This window comes from Lentzea sp. JNUCC 0626 (assembly GCF_043632865.1).
GTDB lineage: Bacteria > Actinomycetota > Actinomycetes > Mycobacteriales > Pseudonocardiaceae > Lentzea.
The window spans coordinates 9,372,685-9,398,603 of the sequence record NZ_CP171635.1 but is presented as its reverse complement, the minus strand read 5'-3'; the positions used below and the strand labels follow the sequence as shown (position 1 = coordinate 9,398,603).

Annotated in this window: 25 protein-coding genes; 8 read left to right on the top strand and 17 right to left on the bottom strand. The window is 69.5% G+C overall.

The genetic code is table 11. The features are described from left to right. Window position 1: 1 nt before the first annotated feature. From JNUCC0626_RS44155 to JNUCC0626_RS44140, 4 genes are all read right to left on the bottom strand, one after another. On the bottom strand, window positions 2–610 hold the full coding sequence (locus JNUCC0626_RS44155) for a LysE family translocator (protein ID WP_394616566.1): 609 nt from the start codon (window positions 608–610) through the stop codon (window positions 2–4). A 19-nt stretch (window positions 611–629) separates the two neighbouring features. Further along, window positions 630–1,238: a LysE family translocator gene (locus JNUCC0626_RS44150; RefSeq protein WP_394616565.1), complete on the bottom strand. Its 609-nt coding sequence runs from the start codon at window positions 1,236–1,238 to the stop codon at window positions 630–632. Between the two features lie 61 nt (window positions 1,239–1,299). Beyond that, window positions 1,300–1,773 (bottom strand): DUF4232 domain-containing protein, encoded by a 474-nt coding sequence (locus JNUCC0626_RS44145; RefSeq protein WP_394616564.1) that lies wholly within the window; start codon window positions 1,771–1,773, stop codon window positions 1,300–1,302. Between the two features lie 134 nt (window positions 1,774–1,907). Beyond that, window positions 1,908–4,238 (bottom strand): chitinase C-terminal domain-containing protein, encoded by a 2,331-nt coding sequence (locus JNUCC0626_RS44140; RefSeq protein ID WP_394616563.1) that lies wholly within the window; start codon window positions 4,236–4,238, stop codon window positions 1,908–1,910. Between the two features lie 144 nt (window positions 4,239–4,382). Between JNUCC0626_RS44140 and JNUCC0626_RS44135 the strand changes: the two genes are divergently transcribed. After that, window positions 4,383–4,973 carry a PadR family transcriptional regulator gene (locus JNUCC0626_RS44135; protein WP_394616562.1) on the top strand — a complete coding sequence of 197 codons (591 nt, stop codon included), beginning with the start codon at window positions 4,383–4,385 and terminating at the stop codon, window positions 4,971–4,973. Next, window positions 4,970–6,097, top strand: a complete 1,128-nt coding sequence (locus JNUCC0626_RS44130) for an FAD-dependent oxidoreductase (protein WP_394616561.1) — start codon at window positions 4,970–4,972, stop codon at window positions 6,095–6,097. Before JNUCC0626_RS44135 ends, JNUCC0626_RS44130 begins: the two co-directional genes overlap by 4 nt. Here the strand turns inward: JNUCC0626_RS44130 and JNUCC0626_RS44125 are convergent. Then, window positions 6,082–6,753: a response regulator gene (locus tag JNUCC0626_RS44125; protein ID WP_394616560.1), complete on the bottom strand. Its 672-nt coding sequence runs from the start codon at window positions 6,751–6,753 to the stop codon at window positions 6,082–6,084. The genes JNUCC0626_RS44130 and JNUCC0626_RS44125 overlap by 16 nt on opposite strands. Beyond that, window positions 6,750–8,321, bottom strand: a complete 1,572-nt coding sequence (locus JNUCC0626_RS44120) for an ATP-binding protein (protein WP_394616559.1) — start codon at window positions 8,319–8,321, stop codon at window positions 6,750–6,752. The genes JNUCC0626_RS44125 and JNUCC0626_RS44120 overlap by 4 nt, the downstream gene beginning before the upstream one ends. A 142-nt stretch (window positions 8,322–8,463) precedes the next feature. Between JNUCC0626_RS44120 and JNUCC0626_RS44115 the strand changes: the two genes are divergently transcribed. Genes JNUCC0626_RS44115 through JNUCC0626_RS44105 form a run of 3 tightly spaced genes read left to right on the top strand, consistent with a single transcriptional unit; the run spans window position 8,464 to window position 11,415 of the window. Further along, window positions 8,464–9,438 (top strand): Bug family tripartite tricarboxylate transporter substrate binding protein, encoded by a 975-nt coding sequence (locus JNUCC0626_RS44115; RefSeq protein ID WP_394616558.1) that lies wholly within the window; start codon window positions 8,464–8,466, stop codon window positions 9,436–9,438. After that, window positions 9,435–9,926, top strand: coding sequence for a tripartite tricarboxylate transporter TctB family protein (locus tag JNUCC0626_RS44110; RefSeq protein WP_382439978.1), 492 nt, complete (start codon window positions 9,435–9,437; stop codon window positions 9,924–9,926). Before JNUCC0626_RS44115 ends, JNUCC0626_RS44110 begins: the two co-directional genes overlap by 4 nt. Further along, window positions 9,919–11,415 (top strand): tripartite tricarboxylate transporter permease, encoded by a 1,497-nt coding sequence (locus tag JNUCC0626_RS44105; protein WP_394616557.1) that lies wholly within the window; start codon window positions 9,919–9,921, stop codon window positions 11,413–11,415. Before JNUCC0626_RS44110 ends, JNUCC0626_RS44105 begins: the two co-directional genes overlap by 8 nt. Here the strand turns inward: JNUCC0626_RS44105 and JNUCC0626_RS44100 are convergent. Beyond that, window positions 11,412–12,002: a TetR/AcrR family transcriptional regulator gene (locus JNUCC0626_RS44100; protein ID WP_394616556.1), complete on the bottom strand. Its 591-nt coding sequence runs from the start codon at window positions 12,000–12,002 to the stop codon at window positions 11,412–11,414. The two genes, JNUCC0626_RS44105 and JNUCC0626_RS44100, sit on opposite strands and share 4 nt — an antisense overlap. 29 nt (window positions 12,003–12,031) lie before the next feature. Next, window positions 12,032–12,823 (bottom strand): SDR family NAD(P)-dependent oxidoreductase, encoded by a 792-nt coding sequence (locus JNUCC0626_RS44095; RefSeq protein WP_394616555.1) that lies wholly within the window; start codon window positions 12,821–12,823, stop codon window positions 12,032–12,034. A gap of 110 nt (window positions 12,824–12,933) precedes the next feature. On the opposite strand from JNUCC0626_RS44095, the gene JNUCC0626_RS44090 reads away from it, so the two are divergent. After that, a complete protein-coding gene (locus JNUCC0626_RS44090; RefSeq protein WP_394616554.1) occupies window positions 12,934–15,918 on the top strand; it encodes a BTAD domain-containing putative transcriptional regulator in 2,985 nt (994 codons plus the stop codon). Here JNUCC0626_RS44090 and JNUCC0626_RS44085 read toward each other — a convergent pair. Both JNUCC0626_RS44085 and JNUCC0626_RS44080 read right to left on the bottom strand, forming a co-directional pair. After that, entirely contained in the window at window positions 15,890–16,612 is a 723-nt protein-coding gene (locus JNUCC0626_RS44085) for a hypothetical protein (RefSeq protein ID WP_394616553.1), read from the bottom strand. The genes JNUCC0626_RS44090 and JNUCC0626_RS44085 overlap by 29 nt on opposite strands. 90 nt (window positions 16,613–16,702) lie before the next feature. Further along, window positions 16,703–17,506, bottom strand: coding sequence for a calcium-binding protein (locus JNUCC0626_RS44080; RefSeq protein ID WP_394616552.1), 804 nt, complete (start codon window positions 17,504–17,506; stop codon window positions 16,703–16,705). 142 nt (window positions 17,507–17,648) lie between these two features. Here JNUCC0626_RS44080 and JNUCC0626_RS44075 point away from each other — a divergent pair, with 142 nt between their 5' ends. Further along, on the top strand, window positions 17,649–18,011 hold the full coding sequence (locus JNUCC0626_RS44075; protein WP_394616551.1) for a helix-turn-helix domain-containing protein: 363 nt from the start codon (window positions 17,649–17,651) through the stop codon (window positions 18,009–18,011). A gap of 44 nt (window positions 18,012–18,055) precedes the next feature. On the opposite strand, the gene JNUCC0626_RS44070 is transcribed toward JNUCC0626_RS44075, so the two are convergent. The 7 genes from JNUCC0626_RS44070 to JNUCC0626_RS44040 form a co-directional block, all read right to left on the bottom strand. Beyond that, a complete protein-coding gene (locus tag JNUCC0626_RS44070) occupies window positions 18,056–18,646 on the bottom strand; it encodes a ClpP family protease (protein ID WP_285639107.1) in 591 nt (196 codons plus the stop codon). Continuing rightward, window positions 18,643–19,257, bottom strand: a complete 615-nt coding sequence (locus tag JNUCC0626_RS44065; RefSeq protein ID WP_394616550.1) for a ClpP family protease — start codon at window positions 19,255–19,257, stop codon at window positions 18,643–18,645. The genes JNUCC0626_RS44070 and JNUCC0626_RS44065 overlap by 4 nt, the downstream gene beginning before the upstream one ends. Window positions 19,258–19,314: 57 nt before the next feature. Continuing rightward, window positions 19,315–20,166 (bottom strand): SMP-30/gluconolactonase/LRE family protein, encoded by an 852-nt coding sequence (locus JNUCC0626_RS44060; RefSeq protein WP_394616549.1) that lies wholly within the window; start codon window positions 20,164–20,166, stop codon window positions 19,315–19,317. After that, window positions 20,163–21,068 carry a sugar kinase gene (locus tag JNUCC0626_RS44055; protein WP_394616548.1) on the bottom strand — a complete coding sequence of 302 codons (906 nt, stop codon included), beginning with the start codon at window positions 21,066–21,068 and terminating at the stop codon, window positions 20,163–20,165. Before JNUCC0626_RS44055 ends, JNUCC0626_RS44060 begins: the two co-directional genes overlap by 4 nt. Then, window positions 21,065–21,844 carry a hypothetical protein gene (locus JNUCC0626_RS44050; protein ID WP_394616547.1) on the bottom strand — a complete coding sequence of 260 codons (780 nt, stop codon included), beginning with the start codon at window positions 21,842–21,844 and terminating at the stop codon, window positions 21,065–21,067. Before JNUCC0626_RS44050 ends, JNUCC0626_RS44055 begins: the two co-directional genes overlap by 4 nt. Before the next feature lie 76 nt (window positions 21,845–21,920). Further along, on the bottom strand, window positions 21,921–22,841 hold the full coding sequence (locus JNUCC0626_RS44045) for a cellulose binding domain-containing protein (RefSeq protein ID WP_394616546.1): 921 nt from the start codon (window positions 22,839–22,841) through the stop codon (window positions 21,921–21,923). Between the two features lie 115 nt (window positions 22,842–22,956). Further along, a complete protein-coding gene (locus JNUCC0626_RS44040) occupies window positions 22,957–24,510 on the bottom strand; it encodes a LamG domain-containing protein (RefSeq protein WP_394616545.1) in 1,554 nt (517 codons plus the stop codon). Window positions 24,511–25,163: 653 nt separating this feature from the next. Here JNUCC0626_RS44040 and JNUCC0626_RS44035 point away from each other — a divergent pair. Further along, window positions 25,164–25,889 (top strand): DUF2637 domain-containing protein, encoded by a 726-nt coding sequence (locus tag JNUCC0626_RS44035; RefSeq protein WP_394616544.1) that lies wholly within the window; start codon window positions 25,164–25,166, stop codon window positions 25,887–25,889. Window positions 25,890–25,919 lie beyond the last annotated feature (30 nt).

Below are 25,919 nucleotides of genomic sequence, written 5' to 3'. Positions count from 1 at the left end.
CTCAGCGGGCGTCGAGCGCCAGCTTCAGGCCGAGCGCCACGAACACCGAGGCGGTCAGGCGGTCCAGCAGAAGGCGTTGGCGCAGCAGGAGAGCACGGGCTCGGTCGGCCACCAGGATCAGCAGCGGCAGCCAGACGAGGCCGAGTCCCAGGTGGATCGCCACCAGGGCCGCGCCCCAGGCCGGTTCGCCGGGCGGCATGAACTGCGGCAGCAGGGACAGGTAGAACACGCCCACCTTGGGGTTGAGCAGGTTGGTCAGCAGGCCCACGCGCAACGACGCCGCCGCGCTCGGCACCGGGCGGGTGTCGTCCAGCGAGGTGGCTCTGCGGGAGTTCCACAACGCCTTGGCGCCCAAACAGATCAGGTAGCCCGCGCCCAGCCAGCGCACGACGTCGTAGGCCAGTTCGGACGCCTGAAGCAGCGCGGTCAAGCCCGCCAGTCCCGCCGCACCCCAGAGCAGACAGCCCAGCGTGATGCCCACGACCACGCCCATGGCCGCGCGTTTGCTGCTGAGCAGGGCGGTGCGCAACACCATCACGGTGTCCAGGCCGGGGGTGAGCACGGTGAGCAACGCGACCAGCGTGAAGCTCAGCAGGGTGGCGGTCGGCATGAGGAGATGAGACCATACGTCACCGTGCGTCGGCCGCGGTTTTCAAGCCGAACGCGATCAGCGCTGTGGCGGACAGCCGGTCCAGCAGGAGACGTTGGCGCAGCAGGAAAGCGCGGGTACGGGCGGCGGCGGTGATCAGGATCGGGAACCACAGCAGGCCGATGCCCAGGTGGATGGTCACCAGCACGCCGCCCCACGCCGGTTGGCCGACGGGCAGGAACTGCGGCAGCAAGGAGATGTAGAAGACGCCCGGTTTGGGGTTGAGCAGGTTCGTCAGCAACCCCACCCGGACGGCCGCGCGCACCGACGGCACCGGGGCGGGTTCGTCCAACTCGGCCGGGCGCCGCGAGTTCCAGAGTGCTTTGCCACCCAGGTAGATCAGGTAGGCCGCGCCCAGCCACCGCACGATGGCGTAGGCCAGTTCGGACGCCTGCAACAGCGCGGTCAAACCCACCAGGCCCGCCGTCGCCCACACCAGACAACCCAGAGTGCTGCCCACGACCACGCCCATGGCTGCGCGACGGCCCACCAGCACGGCCGTGCGCAGCACCAGCAACGTCTCCAAGCCCGGCGTGATGACCGTCAGCAACGCAACCAGCGTGAAGCTCAAGAGTGCGGTGGTCGACATGCCGCCATGAGAACACGGAACCGCAGCGCCACCGGAAGAATTAACACGCCCGACACGAGGGTCAGCGGTGCCAGGCCTGGACGCCCAGGCGGCCGGTGGTGCCCAGGTCGATGAGGACGGTGCTCTCCGGGGACGTGGCCACCAGCGGTTGCCAGGCGTCACCCGGTGCGGTCGCGATGTCGACGTGCTTTCCCACCAGCGGCGGACCTTCCGACGCGTGCGTGTTCCGCCACACGAACGCACTCTTCGCACTTTCCCCCGGTGGCACCGTGATCGGCTGCGGCGGGGTGTCGAAACCGTCGATCGTGGCGATGCCGCCGGAGCCGTCGAGAATCGCGATGTCCAACTGCTCCCGCCCGGCGTCGAGCACCTTCACCTGCGGATAACCGTTGAGCTGCAACGACTCTGTACCGCAGTTGGTCACCTCGACCGCCATCAGGCGCAGGCCCATGGCCGCGCCGGTACCGCTCGTGGTGAACCGCAGGCCGGAGTCGCACGGTTGGGTTGCGGACGAAGATGGTGCGCCTGCTGCCATTCCGGCGAGCACAGCGGCTACGGCGAGAATACTGCCCCCAGTTCTCATGTGATCGATGCTGCCACAGCTGGTGGATCTTGCGCCGGAACCTTCACAAGCGGAGAGACGCCCGCTTGTGAAGGTTCCCGCGAGGACTAGACGCGTTCCCAGAGCGCGGGGACGTTCGGCGGTTCCCAGCCTGGCAACGAGGTGTGGCCCTGACGGCAACGGTAGGTCGCGCCGTTGTACGTCACCTGCGCCCCGGTCGCGTAGGACGTGTACGGGACCCAGGAACCACCTGGGTTCGTGGTCGTCGTCGTGGTTGTGGTTGTGGTTGTCGAAGAAGTGGTGGTGGTCGACGTCGGCGGGGTGCCGGAGCCGCGTGGCAGGTCGGCGGCGATGGCGTAGCTGGTGCCGCCGAAGGTGAACGTGAAGTTCGACGGCGTCGCGATCGGCATGTAGTAGTTCAGGCGGATGTCGGCTGAGGCGCCGGGCGCGATGGTCTGCCAGCTCGGCAACGTCACGGTGACGTGCTGGAAGTCGCCGCGCAGACCGCCGGAGTTCGGACCGCTGTGCCCGCGCGAGGTCACCGCGAGACCAAAGCCCGACTGGTCGGTCATGCTGCCCGGCGCGCTCGTGCCGTAGTCGAACTCGACGCGGGTGCCGCCGGGGATCGCCGTGGTGGAGTTGTTGGTGATCCGCATGGTCGGGTTGATCGGGTAGTTGGCGTCACCCAGCGCGAACCCCGACACGGACACGGCCACGTTCAGCACGGACGACGGCATCGCTCGGCCCGCCTTCGACGCACCGTACGGTGCCGCGCCGCGCAGGCCTTCGTCGATCTTCGAGATCAGCGTGTCGCCGATGTAGTACTGGGACTTGGCGCTGTCGTAGGCGTAATCGCCCGCCAGCTCCCAGATCATGATGCCGCCCAGGCCCTTGGACGACACGTAGCTCGTCTTCGCCGCGATCGACACGTCGTCCTCTGTGGACAGGAACACGCCCTTGGTGCTGTTCCACAGCCACGGCGTCACCATCGTGCTGTTGTAGTTGCGGGCGTAGGTGCCGGTGAGCCGGTCGTCGGGATCGCCAACGGGGTCCAGGCCGTACTGAGTCAGGTAGTCCGGCGTGATGCCGTTCTGCAGGTTCATGGCGTGCCACATGGGGTTCACGCCCGACGGCACCTCCATGCCGTTCAGCTCGTCGTGCCACAGGTTGTCGATGCCGACCGCGCCGTTGCCGCAGGGGACGGTCGACCCGACGGTGCCTCCGGTGCCGGGTGGACACTGCGCCTGGTTCGGCAAGGCCGCGCGACCCCACAACCCGTTGGTACCACCGGTCACGCCTCTCCAGCCGCGGGTGTAGAAGCCGACGCCGATGTTGATCCGCCCGGCCTGCATCGCGCCCCGGAAGTAGTGGTACGCCCAGTCGGTGTTGAGATAGCCCTGCCCGTCGTACTGCGGTGTCGTGTACACCTGCCAGTGCGCGAGTTCCGCGTCCTGCCCGTTGTCGTACAGCGCAGCGTTCGGGCCGACGAAGTGGTTCCACGCGCCGTGCAGGTCGTAGCTCATGATGTTGAGGTAGTCGAGGTAGCGCGTGACGCCGTAGGTCTCCTGGCCGCGCAACAACCAGCCGGACGCCGGCACCGCCGCGGTCAGCAGGTAGTGCTTGCCATCCGCCACGCCCGCGCGGTCGAGCTTGTCGCGCAACGTCCGCATCAGGTTCTCGTAGCCCGCCCACAACGTGCCGCGGTTGGGGTTGGAGATCCAGAAGTCGTCGGGGTTCCCCGCGTGGTTGTTGGACGTCGCGTACTCGTAGTCGATGTCCGCGCCGTTGAAACCGTAGGTGCGCAAGAAGGCCACTACCGAGTCGGCGAACGTGTTGATCGACGCCTGCGACTGCGCCAGCTTGTAGAACCCACCGGTGGCGTTGCGCGTGCCGTCCGGGTTCAGGATCCCGCCCGACTCCGCCCAGCCCCCGATCGAGATCAGCGTCTTCACGGCGGGGTGCTGCTTCTTGTACTTGGTCAGCAGGTTGAAATGTCCCTTGTAGGGCAACGAAGGGTCCATCTCCGCACCCGGAACGCCCGGCCACTCCATGCCGGTGGAGGCGTTGGCGGCACCCGCCGGTCCGACGGTGATCCGGTTGTCCGTGCCGATCCCCGCGAACGCGTAGTTGATGTGCGTGATCTTGGTCCACGGGATGTTGCTCGCCAGGTACGCGGGCGCGCCGTTGCGGCCCGTGCGCCAACTGGTGAAGTACCCGATCACCCGCCGGGAGTGCGAGCCCATCAACTCACGGCCGGCGGTGTCGTAGACGGTGCAGTACGGGGTGTCGACGCCGGGCGTGCGGTACAGGCCGTCCGGGCGGCAGTCCTCGTGCCCGGCGGCCTGCGACGGCACGGGGGCGACGAGCGCGACCACGACGAGACCGGCGAGAGTCACCAGGGCCGCGAACAGGGAGAGGAGCTTTCTGGAGAGGCGCATGCCGAACCTCCTTGCAGGGAGGCGTCCCACACCCAGTCTGGAACCGGGAAACGGACCGGTCAATACGAGGTTTAGACCAATGACTAAATAGTTGACTCTGACTAGTTAGAGTCGGATAGTTGGTACCGACCAAGGAGGAGCAGGATGCGGCGCAAGGTGTCGAACCCGTTGGCGCTGGCGGTGCTGGCCCATCTCGTGATGGGTCCTATGCACCCCTACGAGCTGGGCAAACAGCTCAAGGACACGGGCAAGGACCGCAACATCAAGTTCAACCGCGGCTCGCTCTACATGGTCGTCGAGCAACTGCTGAAGGCCGGCTTCATCGCCGAGCAGGAGACCGTCAAGGACACCCAACGGCCTGAGCGCACCATCTACGCGTTGACCGACGACGGACACACGGAGCTGCACGACTGGATGCGCGAACTCGTCCGCGACCCGGCCCACGAGTACCCGCAGTTCGGCGTCGCGCTGTCGCTCATCGCCGTGCTCGACCCGACGGAAGCCGTGGGCCTGCTGAACACCCGCGCCGAAGCACTGCGGAAGGACCTCGACGAGACGCGCGCGATGGTCGCGAAGGCCACCGGCGAGGGCGTCCAGTGGATCTTCCTCGTCGAGGAGGAGTACCGGATGTCGTTGGTGGAGGCCGAACTCCGGCTGGTCGAGAAGCTCACGGGGGAACTGGCGAAAGCCGAGTACCAGCACTCATGGCAGGAGATCTTCGGGAGGGAAAGATGAAGGCGTTGGTCATCGGGGGCGGCATCGCCGGACCCACGACAGCGTTGGCGCTCCAGAAGGCCGGCATCGAGTCGGTCGTGTTCGAGGCCTACGACACCACCGCGGACGGCGTGGGCGGCATGCTCACCGTGGCACCGAACGGCCTGGCGGCGCTCGGGATCGCGGGGCTGAGCCCGGACTTCGGCGATCCGCTGCGACACATGGTGATGGCCGACGCGCAGGGCAGAACGCTCGGCCGCATCAGCGGCGGCGTCAGCAGGGTCGTCACGCGGGCCGAGCTGTACCAGCGACTGCGCGAGCGGACGGCGGCACAACAGATCAAGGTCGAGTACGGCAAGCGCCTCGAAGACGTGGAGCACCACGAGAACGGTGTCACCGCGACGTTCTCGGACGGCAGCACCGAGTCGGGCGACGTGCTGATCGGCGCCGACGGCATCCGCTCGCGGGTCCGCGAGATCATCGACCCCGGCGCTCCCGGCCCCGAGTACGTCGGCCTGCTGGGATTCGGCTCGTACGCGGAGAACAGCGGCGTGCACGGCGAGCCCGAGACGATGTACTTCGTGTTCGGCAGTTCGTTCCTCGGCTACTGGCAACAACCGGACGGCACCGTCGCGTGGTTCAACAACCTGGCGGTCCCCGAACCGGCGGCCACGGCTCCGGGGGACGTGTGGCTGGAACGCCTGCGCGAGGCCTACGGCGACGACATGCCCGCGAAGCAACTCCTGGCCCACAGCCACGAGGTGGTCGCCGCAGGCCCGTTGGAGATCATGCCGAGTGTGCCTCGCTGGCACCGCGGCCGCATGGTGCTGGTCGGCGACTCCGCCCACGCGCCGAGCGCCAGCTCCGGCCAGGGTGCGTCCCTCGCCGCCGAATCGGCCGTGCAGCTGGCCCGGTGCCTGCGTGACATCCCCGACCTGACTCAGGCTTTCGCGACGTACGAACGGTTGCGGCGCCCTCGCGTGGAACGCATCGCGGCCCGTGCGGCCCGCACCAACAGCAACAAGCGCGGCATCGGTCCCGTCACCCGTCTGCTGATGCCCCTGGTGATGAAGGCCTTCGGCGCCAAGGCGTTCACGAAGGACCAGAACTACCGCATCGACTGGGACGCTCAGGTCAGCCGGTAACCGTGCGCGGGGCGGTTCGCCATGCCGTAGCGCGGCTGCACCTCCGCCTTGCCGATCGTCACCAGGTGCTCCAGGTACCGCCGCGCGCTCACGCGGGACAGCCCCGCCCGGTCCCCCACCTCCTGGGCCGACAGGTCGTTCTCGCTGTCCCGCAACGCCTCCGTCACGAGCCGCAACGTCACGGCGGACAACCCCTTGGGCATCGCCAGCGTCCGCGGCCGGTGGTGCATCAACGAGTCGACCTCGTCCTGGTCGAGCACCTGCCCGAGCCGCTGCACCTCGATCCGCTGCGCCAGGTACTCGCGCATCCGGTCCAGGAACGCCGTGCGCGTGAACGGCTTCACCAGGTAGTTGTCGACGCCCCGGGACATGGCCTGGCGCACCGTCTCCCGTTCGCGCGCGGCCGTCACCGCGATCACGTCGACCGGCGGCCCGCCCCGCGCTCGCAGCCGTGACAACACCTCCAGGCCGGACATGTCCGGCAGGTGGATGTCGAGCAGCACCAGGTCCGGGCGCAACGACTCGACGGCGCGCAACGCCTCGCCGCCCCGGTGCGCCTCGCCGACCACCTCGAACTCAGGCATCGCCTCCAGGAACCCGCGGTGGATCGCCGCCACGGCGAAGTCGTCGTCGACCACGAGCGTCCGCACGCTCATCGGTTCCCCGTTTCCGGCAGCCACACGTCGAACGACGCGCCGCCGAGTTCCGAGTCGGTGATCGCCACCCGGCCGCTGCGCCGGGTCACCACCCTCGACACCAAAGCAAGACCTATACCTCTGCCATGCGCGCCCTGGACGTCCTTCGACGACACGCCCAGGTCGAAGATGCGGCCGCGTTGCGATTCGGCCACGCCCGGTCCGTCGTCGTCCACGACCACCCGCACTCCGCTCACCGACGAGCGCACCAGCACCCGCACGGTTCCGCCGGTCTCCACGGCGTCGACCGCGTTGTCGACCAGGTTTCCCAGCACGGTCAACGCGTCGTCACCTGCACGAATGTCGACGGAGCTCTCGGGATCGAGCCGGAGCTCCACACCGCGTTCGTGCGCGGTGGAGGATTTTGCCAGCAACAGGGCCGCGAGCGCAGGATCCGCGTTCGCCCCGTCGATGATGTCGGCGGTGACGGACCCCGCGCCGCCGACCCGTTCGATGTAGGCGACGGCGTCCGCGCCGCGGTCCAGGTCCAGCAGACCGCCGATGACGTGCAGGTGGTTCGAGAACTCGTGGGCCTGCGCGCGCAGCACTTCCGTCACGGTCCGTTGGCCGTCCAACTCGCGCAACGCATCGTGCAACTCGGTGCGGTCGCGCAACGTCAGCACCACACCGACCGCGCGGTCGTGCGTCTTGGCCGTCATCCGGTTCGCGACCAGCACCCGTTCCCCGGCGAGGACGAGCCGGTCCGCGACGTCGTCGTCACCGCGGGCCAGCGCGAGCAGTCCGTCGTCGAGGACCTCCGCCGCGAGCCGTCCGCGAGGGTTCTCCGCGAGGTCCAGCAGCCGCATCGCCTCGTCGTTGACCAGCGCCAGGCGTTCCTTCTCGTCCACGGCGACCACGCCCTCGCGGATGCCGTGCAGCATCGCGTCCCTGGTCTCCAGCAGCTGCGCGATCTCGGCGGGTTCGAGCCGGAACGTCCTGCGCCGCACCAGCTGCGTGATCAACGCGGCCCCGAGCACCCCGATCAGCGCGGCCGCGGCGAGCCAGCCGATCAGCTCCGGCAGGTCCTCCGCGAGGTCGTCGGAGAGCTGGCTCTCCAGGATGCCGACCGACGCCATCCCGATGATCTTCCCGTCGGCGTTGCGCACCGGCACCTTGGCGCGCAACGACGTGCCGAGCGTGCCGGTCTCGGTGCCGACGAAGACCTCGCCGGACAACGCCGACGTCGGGTCGGTCGACACGCGCTCGCCGATGCGCTTCGGGTCGGGGTGCGCGTAGCGGACGCCGTTGTGGTCGGTGACCACCACGTACGTCACGTTGGACGCCTTGCGGATCAGCTCGGCGAGCGGCTGGATCGTCGCGGGCGGGTCAACCGAGTCGAACGCCTCGATCACCGTCGGTAGCCGCGCCACGCTCTCCGCGACCGACAGCATCCGGTCCTTGTAGGAGTCGCGGATCCGGTCGCTCTGCAGTTTGGCGGCGAGCAGCCCGGCCGCGCAGACGGTCATCAGCACGATGACCACCTGCAACGCGAGCAGCAACGCTCCAAACGACACAGACCGGCGGAACATGAATGGAATCATGACGCATCCGGTGTGAAACAGGTCACGAACTAAACGACCAATACGGAACTTACGACCTAACCCTTACGAGGCGCCCAGCAGTTACCTAGCGTCCCCGCCCAACGTTCGCGACGAGGCGAGGAGTGCTCGAATGACCACGGCATGGAGACGGGCGGTGGCGGTCGCCGCCGCCGGGCTGGTGCTCGCGGGATGCGGTCAGGGGGCGAAGAGTGCGAGCGGCGGTGACTCCATCGCGAAGCTGGAGATCATGGCGCCCGCCGACCCCGGTGGCGGTTGGGACCAGACCGCGCGGTCGATGCAGTCGGCGGTGCAGGGAGCCAAGCTCGCCAACTCGGTGCAGGTCACCAACGTCGGTGGCGCGGGCGGCACGGTCGGCCTGCAGAAGCTGCTGAACGAGCGCTCCGACTCGTACCTGATGATCACCGGCCTGGTGATGGTCGGCGCGGTGGAGACCAACGCGTCGGCGGCCCGGCTGGAGGAGACCACCCCGATCGCCCGGCTGACGGCCGAGGACGAGGTCGTCGTGGTGCCGGCGGACTCGCCGCACAAGACGATCGACGACCTGCTCGCCGCCGTCGCCGAGAAGGGCAAGGGCGTCTCGATCACCGGCGGTTCCGCGGGCGGTACCGACCACATCCTCGCCGGGATGCTGTTGAAGGCGAAGAACATCGCGCCGGACAAGCTGAACTACGTGCCGTACTCCGGCGGTGGCGAGTCGCTGGCGGCGTTGCTGGGCAAGAAGGTCGACGCGGGCATCTCCGGTGTCGGCGAGTACAAGGAGCAGATCAAGGCGGGCAAGCTGCGCGCGCTCGGCACGTCCGGCCCGAACCCGGTGCCCGACCTGAACGTGCCCACGTTCGGCGACCTCGGCGTCGAGCTCATCAACTGGCGCGGCGTCGTCGCGCCCGCGTCGATCTCGGCGGAGGCCAAGACCCGGCTCACCAAGCTCGTCACGGACATGCACGCGAGCCAGCAGTGGAAGGACGAGCTGTCCAAGAAGGGCTGGACGGACACGTTCCTGACCGGCAGCGAGTTCTCCACGTTCATGGCCAAGGAGATCGGCCGCGTGAAGCCCGCACTGCAGGACATCGGGCTCGTGAAGTGATCTCGGCAAAAATCGAGGAGTTCGCGTTCGGCGGTCTGGTCGCGGCGATCGGGGTCTTCACCCTGGTCGACGCGACCACGATCGCCGCGCGCGACGACAACGTCGTTGGACCACGCGCTTTTCCTTACGCCGTGGGAGTTCTGCTCATCGTGACGGGCATCGTGGCGATCGTCGCGACCGCCCGCGGCAAGCTCGGCGAGGCCGAGGAGGGTGAGGACGTCGACGAGAACGTCCGCACCGACTGGATCACCGTCGGCAAGCTCGTCGCCGTGCTGATCGCGCACCTGGTGCTGATCGACCTCGTCGGCTGGCCGGTCGCGGCGGCGCTGCTGTTCTTCGGCGCGGCCTGGACGCTGGGCGCGACCTGGTGGCGGGCGCTGCCGATCGCGATCGTGCTCGCGCTGGTCGTGCAGGTCGTGTTCGCGTACGGCCTGGGCCTCTCGCTGCCCGCCGGGATCTTCGAAGGGGTGCCGTTCCTCGATGGATAGCATCACCATGCTCATGGAGGGCTTCGCGACCGCCGCCCAGCCCGAGTACCTGCTGTACGCGTTGCTGGGCGTCACGCTCGGCACGGCGGTCGGCGTGCTGCCGGGCATCGGCCCGGCGATGACGGTGGCGTTGCTGCTGCCGCTCACGTACACGCTCGACCCGACGGCCGCGCTGATCATCTTCGCGGGCATCTACTACGGCGGCATGTACGGCGGTTCGACGACGTCGATCCTGTTGAACACCCCGGGCGAGTCCGCGTCCATCGTGACCGCCTTAGAGGGCAACAAGATGGCGAAGGCCGGGCGCGGTGCGGCCGCGCTCGCGACGGCGGCCATCGGCTCGTTCGTGGCGGGCACGATCGCCACGGTGCTGCTGACGTTGCTGGCGCCGACCATCGCGGACGTCGCGGTGCAGCTCGGCCCGGCGGACTACGTGGCGCTGATGGTCGTAGCGTTCACGACGGTCGCGGCACTGCTCGGGTCCTCCCCCGTGCGCGGCCTGGCGTCGTTGGGGCTCGGCCTGTTCATCGGCCTGATCGGCACCGACACGCTGAGCGGGCAGCAACGCTTCACGCTCGGCATCACGACCATGGCCGACGGCATCGACGTGGTCGTCGTGGCGGTCGGCGTGTTCGCGGTCGGCGAGGCGCTGTACGTGGCGTCGCGGCTGCGGCACGGGCCCATCGAGGTCGTGCCGATCGGCGGCAAGTGGATGACGGGCGAGTTCTGGAAGCGCTCGTGGAAGCCTTGGCTGCGCGGCACGTTCATCGGGTTCCCGATCGGCACGGTGCCGGCCGGTGGCGCGGACGTGTCGACGTTCCTGTCGTACGCGGCGGAGAAGAAGCTCTCGAAGCGGCCCGAGGAGTTCGGCAAGGGCGCGATCGAGGGCGTCGCGGGCCCGGAGGCGGCGAACAACGCGGCCGCGGCGGGCGTTCTGGTGCCGTTGCTGACTTTGGGTCTGCCGACCACCGCGACGGCGGCCGTGATCGTGGCGGCGTTCCAGAGCTACGGCATCCAGCCGGGTCCGTTGCTGTTCACCAACAACGGCCCGATGGTGTGGGCGTTGATCGCGTCGCTGTACATCGGCAACGTGATGCTGCTCGTGCTGAACCTGCCGCTGGTGAAGATCTGGGTGAAGGTGCTGCAGATCCCGCGGCCGTACCTGTACGCGGGCATCCTGCTGTTCGCCGCGCTGGGCACCTACGCGGTGAACTTCGTGACGGACGACCTGATCGTGCTGCTGGTGATCGGCGTGATCGGCTTCTTCATGCGGCGGCACGGGTATCCGGTCGCACCGCTGGTCGTCGGCCTGATCCTCGGGCCGATGGCGGAGGAGCAGGTCCGGCGCACGTTGCAGATCAGCGAGGGTGATCTGAGTGCTCTCGTCACCAGTCCGTTCGCGGCGGTGGCGTACGGCATCCTGGTCGTGCTGCTGGCGGTGACGGTCGTGCTTCGGTTGCGCCGCAAGAAGTCCGAGGTGAAGGTCTAACCGCGCACGGCGGCAAGCGCCTGTTCGTACAGTTCGAACGCGTCGGCCTTGCCGCCGTGCAGGACCCACAGTTCCGTCGCGGCGTCCACGCACGCGAACACCGTGGCGATGACGCCCATCGCACGGGCGTCCGGGATGTCACCGGACTCGATGCCCATCCGCTGCTCGATCACGGGCACCAGCGCGTGCTGCCAGCGCAGCCGCTTCTCGAAGTAGCGGGAGCGCAGCGGCGGGTTCGCGAAGATCAGCCCGGAGATCTCCAGCACGCGCTGCGGGGTGTGGTTCGAGGCGGTGAGCATCGTGGTGAACCCCGCCCGCAGAGCGTCCCAGGCGGACAGTTCGGCCGGTTGCGCCGCGACCGTGCTGACCAGCAGGTCGCCCAGCGCGTCCTGGTCGCTGCAGACCAGGTCCTCCTTGGTGCCGAAGTAGCGGAACAGCGACCGCTGCGACACCCCGGCCTTGCTCGCGACCTGGGCCATGGTCGTCGCCTCGTAGCCCTGCTCCTCGAACAGCGCCAGCGCCGTCTCGACGATCTCGGCGACCGCGGCCTGACGCGACCGCTCCCACAGCGACGCCGACTTCTCCATGAACCCACTCTAGTGCCGCCGGCGCGGCACTAGCTCTGCCGCGCCATCCGCCCGATGACCCTCGCGCCCATCGCGCGCGAGGCGAAGTGCCGTCCGGCGAACGCCAGCACGCGGTTCATCCGGCCCGAGATGACGCCGACGGGCGTGACCCGGCGGTCCAGGGCGCGCATCGCCGTCGTGACGACCTCGTCCGCGGTCTGCATCCGCAGCCCGTCCATCATCTCCTCGATGCCGGAGACCTCGGCGAACTCGGTGCGCGTGGCGCCGGGTGAGAGCGCCATCACGCGCAGACCCGTGCCCTGGGACTCGACCCACAGCCCCTCGGTGAAGCTCACCACGAACGCCTTCGTGGCGCCGTAGACCGACGACCACGGCGTCGCCTGGTACGCGGCCATGCTCGCCACGTTGATCAGGAAGCCGTGACCGTTGGCGCGCAACGGTTCGATGAACGCCCGGCTGATCTCGACGACCGCGTTGACGTCGACCGCGACCTCCTGCCGCAGCCGCTCCGGGTCCTCCTCGTGGAACGCCCCGAAGTTCGCGAATCCGGCGTTGTTGACGAGGCTCGTGACGCCGAACTCCGCGACCTCGTCCGCCAGGCGTGCGCCGACGCCCGGTTGCGCCAGGTCCGCCGCCACGACGTGCACGGTGACGCCGTGCTTCGCGCGCAGTTCGGCGGCCAGTTCCTCCAGTCTGTCCTTGCGGCGCGCCACCAGCACCAGGCTCGATCCCCGTGCCGCCAGCCGCCGCGCGAATTCCGCGCCGATGCCTGAACTCGCCCCGGTGACCAGCACCGTCTGCTTCCCGAAGTCAACTCCCATGCTGACACCGTACGCCAACCTGGCAGTCACTGCCAACCTGTCCATATCTGCCCGAATCGACCCGTAACGTTGCCCCACCAGCGACGATCTTGGGTCGTGGGAGGACAACGGTGATCCGGCGGCCCCGGCTCGAGGGGCTGCTCTGCGCGACGAGGCTCACGACGCTCGTCGCCCCCGCCGGATACGGCAAAACGACTCTGCTGACGCAGTCGCACACCGATCGGCCGGTGGTGTGGCACACCTGCCAGGAAGGCCATCGCCTGCTGCAACCGATGGCCGCCGCGCTCGCGGCGGGCTGGGCGAGGGTGCCGTCGGTGTCCGGCGAGGACGACGCCGGGCGCGCGCACGCCCTCGCGGCGTTGCTGACCGACGCCTGGCCTTCGGACGTGCTGGTCGTGCTCGACGACGTTCACGTGTTGCGACAAGGAGATTCGGCCGCGCAGCTGGTGGAGGCGCTCTGCCTCCAGTTGCCGCCGGGTGCGCGCCTCGTGCTGTCCGGGCGGGCGCCCGCGCCGTTCTCGTTGCGGCGCCTCAAGGTCGACGGGGAGCTGACGGAGATCACCGCGGCACAGCTGGCGTTCACGGTGGAGGAGACGGTGGTGGTCGCCGGGCACGACGTGCAGGACGTGACCGGCGGGTGGCCGATCGCGGTGCGGCTGGTCGCGGAGACCGGAACGGTCGAGGAGCTCGGCGATCTGGTGGACGAGGTGGTGGGACGGGAACCGCAGCCCACTCGGGAGTTGCTGCGGACGGCGGCCGCGTTCGACCGGTTCACGATCGACCTGCTGACGTGCCTGGGGCACGACCGGGCGTCGGTGATCCTGCCCGACCTCGCGCGGCGCGGGTTGTTCGTCGAGCACGTCCGGGCGGAACCGGGGTGGTTCGCGCTCGTGCCGCTGGCGCGTGAGTTCCTGGAACCCGCTGCCGGTGTGCACGCGGACGCCGCTCGCTGGTTCGTGTCGCGGGGCGAGTACGTGCGCGCGGTGGATTCCCTTGCCGCCCTTGAGGACTGGCCGGGCGTCACGGCGTTGCTCGGGGACGTGCTGCGGACCCGTGGCGCGGACGCCGTGCTGGCCGCCACCGCTCTGGTGCCGGAATCCGAACGCACCGCGGAAGTGTGGCAGCTCGAAGGCGTGGCACACCAGTTGCGCGGCGAATGGCTGCCGGCCGCCGATCGGTTCACCCGCGCCACGTCCGACGGTCTCACCGCCGAACTGGCCTGGCGGATGGCGTGGATCCAGCACCTGCGCGGCGGGCCCCAGGACGCGCTGCGGATCTGCGACGAGTACGTGCCGGACGGGTCGGATCCGGCGGCGGAGTCGATGGTGCTGAGCACGGCCGCGAGCGCGCACTGGGCGCTGGGAGATCTGGAGTCCGCTGCCGCCAAGGCTTCTGCGGCGCTGGAGACGGCGACGACCGACGCCGGGATGGGCACCGCGCACACCGTGCTCGCGATGGTCGCTGCGGCACAAGGCAAGCGCGACACGTTGACCGAGCACTACGACCTGGCGCTGGACCACGCGCAGAAGGCCGGTGACGTGCTCGGCGTGATCCGCGTCCGGTCGAACCGCGCGTCGCACCACGCCGAGGCGGGCGAGCACCTCGCGGCGTTGCGGGAGATCGAGGAGATGCTGCCGCTCGCGGACGTCACCGGGTTCGCCACCTACCGGGCGATCGGGCTGCACAACCGCGGCGAGGCGTTGCTCGGACTGGGACGGCTGGACGAGGCGGCGGCGGATTTCCATGCGGCGCAAAAGGTCTTCGACGCTGCCGGGAGTTGGCTGGCGGCGGCACCGCTCGTCTACCTCGGCGAGGTGCACCGGTTGCGCGGGGACCGGGCGCTGGCGGGGTTCGCGTTGCAGGAGGCGTTGCGGCTCGCGTCGGCCAAGAACACCGTGCCGCACCTGGTGCTGGCGCACGTCGGGCTGGCCGAGTTGAACGCGTCGGACGATCCCGACGCCGCTCGTGCGCACGCCCGCACGGCGTTGGAACTGGGCGAGAGCGTGGCGGCGTTGCTGGTGCTGGCACGGCTCGACGAGGCGAAGGACCTGTGCCAGGAGGCGGCGGAGATCGCGACCCGGCGCGGTGACCGGGCGGGGTTCGCGCGGTCGTTGCGGCTGCGCGGCGAACTCGAACGCGATCCCGTGCTGCTGGACCAGGCGCTGACGTTGTGGCGGGAGATCGGCAATCCGCTGGGCGAGGTCGGCGTGCTGACGGCCCAGGCCGCGCTGATCGGTGGTGCGGCAGGAGAACACCTGGCGTTGGAGGCCCGTCGGCAGGCTGCGGACCTGGGCGCGCGGGTGCTCGCGGAGGCCGCGGCGGCGGTGGCCGAGACGTGCCGCAAGGCGAGCAGGCCCGCGTTGTTCGTCCAGACGCTGGGCGGATTCCGGGTGCTGCGTGACGGCGAACCGCTGCCGCCCGCCGCGTGGCAGTCGCGCAAGGCCCGCGACCTGGTGAAGATCCTCATCGCCCGGCGCGGGCGGCCGATCACCCGGGAGGCGCTGGGAAACCTGCTGTGGCCGGACGAGGAACCGGAGAAGGTCGCGAACCGGCTGGCGGTGGCGTTGTCGACGGCGCGGAGCGTGCTGAGGGCCGGGGCGGGGATCGTGGCCGAGGGCGACGCGATCCGGCTCGACCCGGACGTGCTGCCCGTCGACGTCGTGCTGTTCCTGGCCGACGCACGGGCCGGACTCGCTGCGGCGGCTCGTGCGTCGTCGGAGGCGCGGTCGTTGCTGGCGGCCGCGGAATCCGCGTACCACGGGGACTTCCTGGAAGAAGGTCCCTACGAGGACTGGGCGGCGCGGCTGCGCGAGGAGGCCCGGCTGATCTACCTGCAGGTGGTGGCGGTGCTCGCCGCACGGGCCGAGTCGGGTGGGGAACACGCGCTGGCCGGCAGGTACTGCCTGCGCGTGCTCGAACGCGACCCGTACGACGAGCCGGCGCACCTGATGCTGGTGCGCGTCCTCGCCGCGGCAGGGAGTCACGGCGAGGCTCGGAGGAGCTACCAGACCTACGTCACGCGGATGCGGGAGATCGAGGTCGACCCGCGCCCGTTCCCCGGTGTGCTCAGGGAGAGCACACGACGTAGGGCGTGATCGACCAGCGGATCGCCTGGCCCTGCGCGTCCGTCCCCTCGCCGGTGACGGTCGCGCCGGGCCCGTTCGTCGTGACGTCCTCGATGATCGCGCCACCGACCGCACCGCCGGCGCTGATCACCTGCTCGGCGCCCTGGCACGCAACGGACTTCGCCGCCGTCTTGGTGATGACGACGCTCGTGGTGCCGCCTCGGAGCGTGAGACCCGGCCTGGTGCCGCAGATCGCGTAGGCCGTGACATCGCCCGTCGACTCGACGAGGGCGCTCTTGAGGTTGTTCTTGGGCGCCATCTTGGTGAAGTGGCCGGTGGTCTCGCCTGCGACGCCAAGGGTTTTCTTGTTGCCGGAGCAGACCGCCTCGGCGTTCTTGTCGCCGCTCTTGGACACCAGCGTGAAGTCGCCGGGCGCGCAGGTCGCCCGTGCCGTCACCGTCCACTGCTGGTTCGTGCCCGCGCCGTGCTCGACCGCGGTGACCTCGACGCTCGTGAGGTCGTCGGCGGGCCTGAGGCGCGTGATCGTGGTGCGTTCGCCCGTGACCGCGCCGCCCGTGCCGACGACCTTCGTACCCGCAGGGCAGCTGACCTGCACCGACTTGGCCACCGACGACGCCGGGCTGGTGGCCTGCACGGCCACCGGGTCGTTCGTGCTCGCGACTGCCGGGCTGGTCATGCTCAGCACGAGCAGGGCCGTGCTCATCACCTTCACGTCCATCCCCCTTCAGGTCCGCGGGCCGTTGGGAGCCCGCGGACCTGAAGGATGCCGCGCTCGATTAAAGCCGCCTTAAGGTCAGGGGCAGCTGACCAGCGTGTCGCCCGCCTCGGCGTCGAGGCAGGTGTCCACGCCGAGGCCGCCGTTGAGCGTGTCGTTGCCCGCGGCGCCCCAGATGAGGTCGTTGCCGTTCAACGCGGAGATGCTGTTGGCGAGCCCGTTGCCGACGAGGTGGTCGACGAAGTTGGTGCCGGTCAGGTTCTCGACGTCGCTCGCCACGTAGTCCTTGAGCGCCAAGGTGTCGTAGCCGTCGTCGGTGCCGGACCCGATCGTGACGGAGACGCCCGAGTTCGGGTGCAGCGAGCTGCCGATGCTGTAGTCGACCCGGTCCACGCCCGCGCCGCCGTAGACGTTCACGCCACCGCGCTTGGGCCGCAGCACGTCCACGCCGTCACCGCCGCTGATCGTGCCCCTGGCGCGGGTCTCGATGACGTCGTTGCCCGCCTCGCCGTACACGTGGGCCGGCATCGCGTCGGCGTTGGTGTTGTCGTAGGCGATGTTGATGCGGTCGTTGAGGTCGTTCGCGCGGATCTGGATGGACGTGATGAGCTTCGTCGCGCCCGACTCGTACACGCAGTTGGCGTTGGCGCCGCCGAGCGAACACCCGGCGCCGACCGCGATGAGGTCGCCGGAGTCGGTGACGGTGAGGCGGTGCAGCACCGGGTCCAGGCCGACGGTGATGTTGTTCGTCTTGCCCGGCTCGGCCTCGACGATCAGGACCTTGTTCTGCACGTACACGGTGGTGTGCGGCGCGGCGTGCGCGACGGCCGGCAGCGCGACGGCGGCGATCGCGGCGGCACCCAGACCGATGAGCAGTCTCATGTTCTCCCCTTCGTGTGGCTGGCGTTGTGGGGAAGAGCCTGCTCAGCGGTCTTTCGGTCACCTTCGGGTGGTTTTAGGGCGGTCTTTCTGCTCCTAGCAGAACGGCGGTGGAGGGCCCCGGCGGTGGTGTCACCATGGCGACATGGCGGAGATCCTGGACTTCAAGCGCACCCCGGAACCCCTGTGGCGGGAAGCCCTGGGCCGCAAGCTGCGCGAGACGCGCGAGGACCTGGGCGAACGCCTGGTCGACGTGGCCGACCGAGCCGGCATCTCGGTCCAGTACCTGTCCGAAATCGAACGCGGCCGCAAGGAACCGTCCAGCGAGATGATCGCGGCGGTGGCCGGCGCGCTGGGCATCGACCTGGCGGACCTGCTGATCGGCATCGCCGGCCAGGTGCGCAACCTGCGCGCCGGCGTCGTCGGGGGTACCCAGTTCCGCACCTCGCGCCCGGTCGGCCGCCCGTCCGGCCCGGTGGCGATGGTCGGCGCGTTGATGGCCGCCTAGTTCACCCGTGTGCCCAGGACACCCCCAGGTCCTGGGCACACCGGTCAGGGCCGTTGGTCCAGCACGCGGTCCACCAGCCCGTACTCGACGGCCCCCGGCGCGTCGAACACGCGGTCGCGATCGGTGTCGTGCCGCAGTTCGTCCGTCGAGCGTCCCGTGTGCCGCGCCAGGATCGCCTCCAACTGGGTCCGCACCCGGACCACCTCGTCCGCCGCGAGGATCAGGTCCGGAATGGTCCCCCGGCCCTGCGCGGCCGGCTGGTGCAGCACGACCCTCGAATGCGGCAGCACCGACCGTCGGCCCTCCGCCCCGGCGGCGAGCAACACCGCTCCCGCCGCCACCGCCTGCCCCACACACGTGGTGGCAACAGGTGCCTTGATGTAGCGCATCGTGTCGTACAGCGCGAGCATCGCCGAGGGATCGCCGCCCTCGCAGTTGATGTAGAGGTTGATCTCCAGGTCCGGGTTGTCGGCCTCCAGGTGGAAGAGCTGCGCGATCAACGCGTTGGCCACCCCGGAGTCGATCCCGGTGCCGAGGTAGACGATGCGCTCGGACAACAGGTGCGAGTAGACGTCCATGACGCGCTCACCACGGGCGTCGCGCGTGATGACGTTCGGAATCGTGTAGGTGCTCATGCGACAGCTCCGGAGTGCAGGCCCAGCTTGTGCGTGCGGACGGGAACCACCTGAGCGAGATCGCTGACCACGTGGTCGATGAACCCGTAGTCGAGCGCCTGCTCGGTGGTGAACCACCTGTCGTGCAACGAGTCCGTGAAGATCCGGTCGAACGACTGCCCGGTGTCCTCCGCGATCAACTTCAGGACCGTGTCCCTGGTGTGGCGCAGATCGTCGGCCTGCACCTCGACCTCCACGGCCGAACCCCCGATGCCCGCACTTCCTTGGTGCATCAGGATCCGCGCGTGCGGCAACGCGAACCGCTTCCCCGGCGTGCCCGAGGAGAGCAGGAACTGCCCGGCGCTGCACGCGAGGCCCAGCGCGAGGGTGGCCACGTCGCACGGCACCAGGCGCATGACGTCGCGAATGGCGAGCATGGACGGCACCGAGCCGCCCGGCGAGTGGATCCAGAGGGCGATGTCCTGGCGTGGGTCCTCGCTCGCCAGCGACAGCATCTGGGTCATGAGCACGGTGCCGTTGTCGTCGTCCAGCGCACCGTCGAGGATCAGGACGCGCTGGCCGAAGAACCGTTCGCGCAGCCCCGGTGTGAAGAGCTTCTCGGCGTTCGTCATGGCACCGACGATGCCGAAAAGTGCTGGGGTCGCGCCGCTTTCTCTGCTGTCGGCAGATCAGCCCACAGCAGGGTCCTGCTGCTCGGCTTGGGGAACGTACTCGTCCGCCGGGCGGCCCGGCACGTCCACGTCCACCGCGAACAGGGCACCGTCGTGCAGGCTCGGGCGGCGCAGGCCGTACTTCGCGGTCGTGATGAAGAGGCGGCTCAGGTCGGGGCCGCCCAGGCAGACGCTCGTGGGCTGGCGGGCGGGGAGGGTCACCTCGCGGTCCAGGCGGCCGTCGGGGCGGTAGCGGCGGACGACGGACGCTCCCCAGAAGGCGATCCAGACGTTGCCGATCACGTCGGTGGTCATGCCGTCCGGGGTGTGGTTGGGGGTGTGCAGGAAGACGCGGCGGGCGCCCAGTTCGCCGTCGCGGCTCACGTCGAAGCGATGGACGGTGCCGCGGGCGCTGTCGGCGAGGTAGAGGTACTTGCCGTCCGGGGAGAACGCCGGGCCGTTCGGGATCGTCAGTCCTTTGAGGACTGGCGCGGGGGCGCCGAGGCGGTGCAGGGCGCCGGTGCCCTGTTCGGCGTCGTAGGACATGGTCGTGACCCAGAAGCGGCCCTGGGGATCGGCCACGGCGTCGTTGACGCGCATGCCCTCGCCCGCGAAGTCCTGGTGCTGCGGGCCGTTCAAGAGTCCTGCGCCGGTTCCGATCGCGGCCACCAGTTCGTCGCTGCCTCGTACTGGCGCTACCGCGCCGACAGGTGCCGGGAGTGTGGCCAGCTCGGTGAACGGGGCCGGGATGGTGCCGCGGGTTTCGAGGACTCGGCCTGCCAGCAGGTCCACCACGACGAGCCTGCCGTCGATCCAGCGGGCGCCTTCACCCAGTTCGAGTTGTTCGAAGTTCCACTGCGTCAGCGTCATCGGACGGTGCTCCCCGCTTGCAGGTCCAGCAGTTCCAGGTCGGTGCGGGTGGGCAGGCCCTGCCAGTCGCCCGGGGTCGCGACGGCGAACGCGGCCACGGCGTTGCCGCGCCGGACCCGGTCGCCGGGGTCGAGACCGTCGAGGCGCGCGGAGAGGTAGCCGGCCACGAACGCGTCGCCCGCGCCGGTGGTGTCGGCGACGGTGACGCGGTGGGCCTCGGCCGACCACGACCCGTCCGGCGTGTGCACGGTCGCGCCGTCGGCTCCGTGCTTCATCACGACCTCCGGGACCTCGTGGTCGCCGGCGATCGGGAGTTCGTCGTCGGACGCGATCAGCACGTCGACGTTCTTCAGCAACGGCCTGATGGTCTCGGCGGCCTGTGTTGCGGTCCAGAGCTTCGAGCGGAAGTTGACGTCGAGGCTGACGGTGCTGCCGGCCTGCCTGCCGAGGTCGATCGCCTCGGTCACGGCGGCGAGGGCGGACTCGCTCAGCGCGGGCGTGATGCCCGTGACGTGCACGATCCGGGGCGCACCGAGGTCGAACGAGCGTCGCACGTCCTCAACGGACAGTCGCGATCCCGCATATCCCTTGCGGTAGTAGAGAACCCGGGTGATGTCGGCGGTGCGTGGCTCGAAGAGGATCAGGCCCGTCGACGCGTCCGGGGTGATCCGGGCGGCCTGGACGTCCACCTGTTCGGCGAGCAGCGTGCGGCGGACGAGCGACCCGATCTCGTCGGCGCCCGTCACCCCCGTCCAGCGCACGGCGTGGCCGAGGCGCGCGAGACCGATGGCCACGTTCGACTCGGCACCGGCGACGGTCAGCTCCGCGGTCCCTCCCAGGCGGAACGGACCGGCGGCGCGGAACGCCCCCATGGTCTCGCCCAGGGTGAGCACGTCGGTCATGCAGCTCCTTCCACGAGAGCGGTGATCGTCAGCCGCCAGCGCACCGATCCCGAGGCGGGCACCACCGCGACCGGGCGGCTGGTGTCCGCGCGGTCGAAGGTGCGCCCGAGCATGGGTTCCACGCCGATGCTGCGGTACGGGTCGTCTTCGGGCCAGCCCCTCAGGTTGCGCCACAACGCGATCGAGACGGGCTGATCGGCGCACTCGACGCGGAGGTCGAGGTGCTGATCTCCGTCGACGACGCGGATCTGCCCACGTTCGAGGATCGCGCCGGTGGCGGTGCCGTCGTCAGGACCGAGCGCGTCGAGGCCCGCCGGCCAGAGGTGCTCGGTCGGAACCGGATCGGTGATCAGCACGGAAGTGCCGACCGGGGCGACCAATCGGGCAAATTGGCTCACGTCGAGGAGCGCGTGGGCGGCCCAGACGAAGCGGTAGCCGGGGGCGGCGCGCAGTTCGTAGTCGGCGATGATCGCGCCGGCAACGGAGCCGAGGGCGCGTGTGAGCGTGAAGTCGGGACAGTCCACCTGGGCCTGGGTGGGGGTTTCCTGCCAGGGACGGCTCCAGGCGTCGCCGTGGTCGGGCAGGCCCCGGATGGTGGGGACGCACTCCTCGAGGCCGCCCGCGTCGACGAAGGCGGCGTTCGGAGTCGCGTCGGCCCGAGTGGGCGCGGGCCGGCGCCAGAGCCACTCGCGGTGGGCTGTGCGGAGCGACGTCCAGCGGCCGCCGAGGTGGTTGTCCACCTCGGCGTACAGCGGCACGACCCTTGTGACCTGCACGGTTCATCCCTGGCGTGATCAAATCAGTAGTTAATTACTAATTTATCTTGCCACGGGGTGCCGCCAGGACCAACTGTCAGCTCGTCGTGCAGGCCGTTCCGTTGAGGGTGAAGGCGTCCGGAGAGGTGTTGCGGCCTCGTGAGGAACCCAGGAAACCGATCGAGGCTTCGGCGCCCGGCTGGATGGTGCGGTTGTGGCCGGCGGCGGTGGCGGTCACCGTCGAACCCCGTTGGGACGCGGAGGCGTTCCACATGTCGCGGACGGTCTGGCCGTCGGCGAAGGTCCACCGCAGGGACCAGTCGGTGATCGGGGTGCGGCCGGTGTTCCTGATGGTGATCTGGGCCTGGAAGCCGCCCTGCCACTGGTCCGCGCGGTAGCTCACGGCACACGGCGGCGGGGGCGGCTGGGTCGTCACGACCGGGGGTGGCTGGGTGGTCGTGGGGATGACTCGCTGGGAGGAGTCAGGTTGTTGTTGTGACGCACTGGTGGGGGTTGTGGTCGTGGTGGCGGCGGAGGACGGGGTGGCGTCCATGCCGTTGCACGGGGCGCCCCAGAGCCCTCGGTCGTCGCGGGCGGCGGCCAGTTCGGCTTCAGCCAACGAGCCTGCGGCGTCCTGGGCGCGCAGGACGCCCTCCTTCACCGCCAGCAGGGCGTAGTCGGTGCCGTCCTCGAGGCGGAGGTTGACCTCGCCCGGGGTCATGGCGCTGACGCGGACCTGCTTGGCGAGCAACCACTTCTCGGCGAACGTGCGGGCGCCGGCGGCCCAGCAGCCGGCGGGCTCGGCCAGCTGGGAGATCTGGACGCGCTCACCGCCGTCCAGTTCGATGGTGCGGCCGTCGACCACCGCGCGCACGGAGGCGGACACCTCACCGCGCGAGTCGTTGATCAGCGTCGGCACCTGCAACTGCACCGGGGCCGACACCGGACGTGACGGGCTCTCGGTCGTGCACGCGCACGCCAGCAGAACCACGAGAAAAGACAAGGACTTCCGAGGCACTTAAGGACTCCCGCACACGTTCATGCAATCCAGCACGAACCGTAGCGGTCCCCGAGTGCCGCTCACATCCGCCGTTCGGCCTTGATCAACGGCGGATGTGAGCGAAGCGAGGAACTCAGAAGCGCGGCCCCTGCACGACCTTCAGCTCGTCGGCGACGCCGACGAAGCCCTGACCGACGGACAACACGCCGTCCGCGTGCCACCCGACAACCCGCGCGACGCTGCTCTTCTGCACCTCAGCCGCGTCGCGGTAACCGACCTCCAACGACAAGGTGCGCGCGTTCGCGTCGTACGTCGCCACCAGCCGCGTCCACGTGCCCACGACCGCATCGGCCTTGGCCCGCCACACCTTCGTCGGATTCACCGCGGCGTTCGGCATCTCCGCGCTCCACCGCACCCCGTCATACCGCAGCGTGAACGGGTCCACACCGGACGGACCACGTTGCGTCACAACGGTTCCCGGCGCACCAGCGCTGTCGAGCTTGACCCAGGTGTCCACGGTGAACGACTGGTCGGTGTACAGCACGGCCTCGCTGGTGTTCGCCGAGCCCGTGCCGGTGAACCGCAGCCCGCCACCCCACGTGGTACCGACCACCCTCAGGTCGTGCGCGTAAGGCGAGGAGTCGTACGCCGTCGAACCCGAACTCTCGTTGAACAGCCACTGACCGACCTCGGCACCGACCGCGATCTCCCGCACCTCCTGCGCGGTGATCGCGCGGTTCCAGGCGCGCATCTCCATCAGGTCGCCCTGCCAGGCCTCGGCAGCGACAGCGCCGCGCAACGCCTTCCCGATCCACAACTCGCCGTCGGCCGAGAAGCCCTTCCGGACGACCGGAACGTTCTCCTGCACCACACCGTCGACGTAAAGCCGAACCTCACCGCTCACGGCGTCGTGCGTACCGACGAGATGCGACCACACGCCCACCCGCGCCAGCCCCTTGGACCGCACGGTGCGCTGGGCCGACCCGGCCGCGTCCTTCTCCGCCACGGCGAACGTCCACCGCTGCGTGTCCGCGTCGAACCCGAGCCGGAACGCCGACTCGACGTTCCCCTGCTGACTCACCACGGTCCGGTCGACAGCACCGTCACCGAGGCGCACCCAACCACTGACCGTGATCCCGCCCGTCGTGTCGAGCACCTTCGCGGTGGTCGCGCCGGACGCGGCCCCTGCGAATCCGATCCCACCGGCCCCACCGAGCGTGCGGCCGGACCGCGCGGTGTCCACCCCGTCGAGCACCAGGTCGTGCCCGTTGCCGGTGTGGTCGAAGGACGGGTCGTCCCCGGCGAACCAACTGGCAACCGCAGGCGAAGGAGACTTCACCGTGAACTGGAACAGGGTCCGCGAAGGCACTCCGTTCCCGTCGACGGCCTCGACGAACAACGTCTTGGGCCCACCGCTCTCCGGCGCCCACCGCACCGGCACACCCGGCGCGATCTCAGTGGACGGCGGATCCGTGAACCCCCACCGGAACTTCACGACGTCGACAGAACTGGAGAACACGAACGTGTCCTCCACCCCGACCCCGCCACACCCTTCGGGATCACACCCGGAGGTCTTGTAAACCGAAGAGCTGACCACCGGCGCGTCCGGCGCCGCGAGCGCCACCGGGGCCAACACCCCTTGCACCGCCAAAGCCAAGCCCAGCCCAATACCGAACAGACGCCTCACAACGAGCTCCCCCAAGCGATCCGCGCGCGCCCCCCGACAACACACGAACGTCATTGCGGCGGGAGCCTTACACGCACACCCGGCCCAAGCAACAGCATTCAGCGATTCCACAATGGAATGGCCCCGAAGGCCAGCCCGAACGAACGCCGAGCAAAAGGCGGGGGCGAGCGGCGCCGGGCAATGGCGGGGCGAGCGAAGCGACGCCCCGAAGCGGGGTCCGGGGCGCAGCGCCCGGCTGGGGTCTGGGGGCTCGGCCCCCAGAAAACACTCGAAGGGCGAGGTGGTCCGCGCTTTTGCGGACACACCTCGCCCTTCGACCTTCGATGCCCCCGGCGCGTCTCGTACAACATCTACACACTCCCGCACCCGCCGTGAACTGCAGGTTTCCGCCACCGTGGAGGTTCCACGTGGCCGCCGCCGTCGCGCTGGCGGTGATGCGGAATGAGCCCGAACGAGATCATTTACGGTCTGACAGACCTGCAGGCTGACGGCCTGGCCTGCCCGGTATGCGGAGCGAACTACCTGCAGGTCATGGTTGCGTCGGTGCCCGTAGGGCGCTCGGTGACCAGCTCCCAGGTTCACGCCTGTGTCGGGAAGTGCGCCGAGTCGGCCAGGGCAGCGATCGAAGCTGGGCACCGAGCAGATGGTGCGCGATGACCGCCACCACCGTTGGTCGCGATCGTTCGTTGTGGGTGCAGTGCGCGTGCACGGCTCTCGTCGCGCTCGGCGCGGCGTACGCCTCGTACCGGCACGGGCGCGAGTTCGCGCTCCGCTTCGGCGCGGACGAGACAACCGCAGCGATCTGGCCGCTGATCGTGGACGGCTTGTTGACCACGGCCACGGTGGAGCTGTGGAAGACCGGTCACGGTAGCGGGCGCTGGAAGGCCTGGCTGGCTTTCGTGTTCGGCATCGTGCTGTCACTTTGCGCCAACGTGGCTGCGGCCCCGGAGTTGAGCGTGTTCGCCGTGGCGGTCGCGGCGTGTCCGCCACTGGCACTTCTCCTCGCGGTCGAGCTGCTCAATCACGCGCTCAAGCGACACCGTGCTGATACCGACACCGAGACGAACTGGAAGACCGAGAGCGGAGGTGAGGCCGCGCAGGTGGTGTGCCTCGGGGTCGTCCCGGATGAGTCCCGTTCGCCGAGCGAGCCGACGGCCGAGCAGCGGATGTGGGTGCACTACGTCACCGAGCGGTCGAAGGGCCGCACACCGACCGGCGCCGAACTGGACCAGGTCGCGGGTACGAACAACTACGGCCGGAAGGTGCTGCGTCGGTGGCGCGAAGCTGGACAACGTTCGCACAGTATCGATCCTGGCAAAGACGTAGTCAGAGCATCTCAGCGGCGCAGTACGTCTCTTGATCAACCTGGCCTCACCTGAGGACGCCGGAACCCACGTCAGCGCGTAGGG

Bases quoted from the DNA above. Each gene is read 5' to 3' on its own strand.
- JNUCC0626_RS44155 (WP_394616566.1), bottom strand. From the start codon at position 610: ATGCCGACCGCCACCCTGCTGAGCTTCACGCTGGTCGCGTTGCTCACC.
- JNUCC0626_RS44150 (WP_394616565.1), bottom strand. From the start codon at position 1,238: ATGTCGACCACCGCACTCTTGAGCTTCACGCTGGTTGCGTTGCTGACG.
- JNUCC0626_RS44145 (WP_394616564.1), bottom strand. From the start codon at position 1,773: ATGGCAGCAGGCGCACCATCTTCGTCCGCAACCCAACCGTGCGACTCC.
- JNUCC0626_RS44140 (WP_394616563.1), bottom strand. From the start codon at position 4,238: ATGCGCCTCTCCAGAAAGCTCCTCTCCCTGTTCGCGGCCCTGGTGACT.
- JNUCC0626_RS44135 (WP_394616562.1), top strand. From the start codon at position 4,383: ATGCGGCGCAAGGTGTCGAACCCGTTGGCGCTGGCGGTGCTGGCCCAT.
- JNUCC0626_RS44130 (WP_394616561.1), top strand. From the start codon at position 4,970: ATGAAGGCGTTGGTCATCGGGGGCGGCATCGCCGGACCCACGACAGCG.
- JNUCC0626_RS44125 (WP_394616560.1), bottom strand. From the start codon at position 6,753: ATGAGCGTGCGGACGCTCGTGGTCGACGACGACTTCGCCGTGGCGGCG.
- JNUCC0626_RS44120 (WP_394616559.1), bottom strand. From the start codon at position 8,321: ATGTTCCGCCGGTCTGTGTCGTTTGGAGCGTTGCTGCTCGCGTTGCAG.
- JNUCC0626_RS44115 (WP_394616558.1), top strand. From the start codon at position 8,464: ATGACCACGGCATGGAGACGGGCGGTGGCGGTCGCCGCCGCCGGGCTG.
- JNUCC0626_RS44105 (WP_394616557.1), top strand. From the start codon at position 9,919: ATGGATAGCATCACCATGCTCATGGAGGGCTTCGCGACCGCCGCCCAG.
- JNUCC0626_RS44100 (WP_394616556.1), bottom strand. From the start codon at position 12,002: ATGGAGAAGTCGGCGTCGCTGTGGGAGCGGTCGCGTCAGGCCGCGGTC.
- JNUCC0626_RS44095 (WP_394616555.1), bottom strand. From the start codon at position 12,823: ATGGGAGTTGACTTCGGGAAGCAGACGGTGCTGGTCACCGGGGCGAGT.
- JNUCC0626_RS44085 (WP_394616553.1), bottom strand. From the start codon at position 16,612: ATGAGCACGGCCCTGCTCGTGCTGAGCATGACCAGCCCGGCAGTCGCG.
- JNUCC0626_RS44080 (WP_394616552.1), bottom strand. From the start codon at position 17,506: ATGAGACTGCTCATCGGTCTGGGTGCCGCCGCGATCGCCGCCGTCGCG.
- JNUCC0626_RS44075 (WP_394616551.1), top strand. From the start codon at position 17,649: ATGGCGGAGATCCTGGACTTCAAGCGCACCCCGGAACCCCTGTGGCGG.
- JNUCC0626_RS44070 (WP_285639107.1), bottom strand. From the start codon at position 18,646: ATGAGCACCTACACGATTCCGAACGTCATCACGCGCGACGCCCGTGGT.
- JNUCC0626_RS44065 (WP_394616550.1), bottom strand. From the start codon at position 19,257: ATGACGAACGCCGAGAAGCTCTTCACACCGGGGCTGCGCGAACGGTTC.
- JNUCC0626_RS44060 (WP_394616549.1), bottom strand. From the start codon at position 20,166: ATGACGCTGACGCAGTGGAACTTCGAACAACTCGAACTGGGTGAAGGC.
- JNUCC0626_RS44055 (WP_394616548.1), bottom strand. From the start codon at position 21,068: ATGACCGACGTGCTCACCCTGGGCGAGACCATGGGGGCGTTCCGCGCC.
- JNUCC0626_RS44035 (WP_394616544.1), top strand. From the start codon at position 25,164: ATGACCGCCACCACCGTTGGTCGCGATCGTTCGTTGTGGGTGCAGTGC.